At 52.4% G+C, this 1,600-nt stretch carries 1 rRNA gene; it reads right to left on the minus strand.

What is annotated here, in order from left to right:
• Nucleotides 1–39: 39 nt before the first annotated feature.
• A 16S ribosomal RNA gene (locus A1QC_RS09670) occupies nt 40–1,585 on the minus strand.
• Between the last annotated feature and the right edge of the window lie 15 nt (nt 1,586–1,600).

The raw sequence follows: 1,600 nt of genomic DNA on the forward strand, positions 1-1,600 counted from the left end.
ATCAATCTGTGTGGGTACTCATCAAAAATAAGCTTCGTATAAGGAGGTGATCCAGCCCCAGGTTCCCCTAGGGCTACCTTGTTACGACTTCACCCCAGTCATGAACCACAAAGTGGTAAGCGTCCTCCCGAAGGTTAAACTACCTACTTCTTTTGCAGCCCACTCCCATGGTGTGACGGGCGGTGTGTACAAGGCCCGGGAACGTATTCACCGTGGCATTCTGATCCACGATTACTAGCGATTCCGACTTCATGGAGTCGAGTTTCCAGAGTCCAATCCGGACTACGACGCACCTTTTTGGGATTCGCTCACTATCGCTAGCTTGCTGCCCTCTGTATGCGCCATTGTAGCACGTGTGTAGCCCTACTCGTAAGGGCCATGATGACTTGACGTCGTCCCCACCTTCCTCCGGTTTATCACCGGCAGTCTCCCTGGAGTTCCCGACATTACTCGCTGGCAAACAAGGATAAGGGTTGCGCTCGTTGCGGGACTTAACCCAACATTTCAGAACACGAGCTGACGACAGCCATGCAGCACCTGTCTCAGAGTTCCCGAAGGCACCAATCCATCTCTGGAAAGTTCTCTGGATGTCAAGAGTAGGTAAGGTTCTTCGCGTTGCATCGAATTAAACCACATGCTCCACCGCTTGTGCGGGCCCCCGTCAATTCATTTGAGTTTTAATCTTGCGACCGTACTCCCCAGGCGGTCTACTTAACGCGTTAGCTCCGAAAGCCACGGCTCAAGGCCACAACCTCCAAGTAGACATCGTTTACGGCGTGGACTACCAGGGTATCTAATCCTGTTTGCTCCCCACGCCTTCCGCATCTGAGTGTCAGTATCTGTCCAGGGGGCCGCCTTCGCCACTGGTATTCCTTCAGATCTCTACGCATTTCACCGCTACACCTGAAATTCTACCCCCCTCTACAGTACTCTAGTTTGCCAGTTTCAAATGACCTTCCGAGGTTGAGCCCCGGGCTTTCACATCTGACTTAACAAACCACCTGCATGCGCTTTACGCCCAGTAATTCCGATTAACGCTCGCACCCTCCGTATTACCGCGGCTGCTGGCACGGAGTTAGCCGGTGCTTCTTCTGTTGCTAACGTCAAGCAACGCAGTTATTAACTACGAAACCTTCCTCACAACTGAAAGTACTTTACAACCCGAAGGCCTTCTTCATACACGCGGCATGGCTGCATCAGGCTTTCGCCCATTGTGCAATATTCCCCACTGCTGCCTCCCGTAGGAGTCTGGGCCGTGTCTCAGTCCCAGTGTGGCTGATCATCCTCTCAGACCAGCTAGGGATCGTCGCCTTGGTGAGCCATTACCTCACCAACTAGCTAATCCCACATAGGCGTATCCAATAGCGCAAGGCCCGAAGGTCCCCTGCTTTGCTCCGAAGAGATTATGCGGTATTAGCCATCGTTTCCAATGGTTATCCCCCTCTATTGGGCAACTTCCTATGCATTACTCACCCGTCCGCCGCTCGTCAGCGAAGTAGCAAGCTACTTCCTGTTACCGCTCGACTTGCATGTGTTAGGCCTGCCGCCAGCGTTCAATCTGAGCCATGATCAAACTCTTCAATTAAAGTTTTGTTGGTTT

The organism is Vibrio rumoiensis 1S-45 (genome assembly GCF_000286955.2).
Classification (GTDB): domain Bacteria; phylum Pseudomonadota; class Gammaproteobacteria; order Enterobacterales; family Vibrionaceae; genus Vibrio; species Vibrio rumoiensis_A.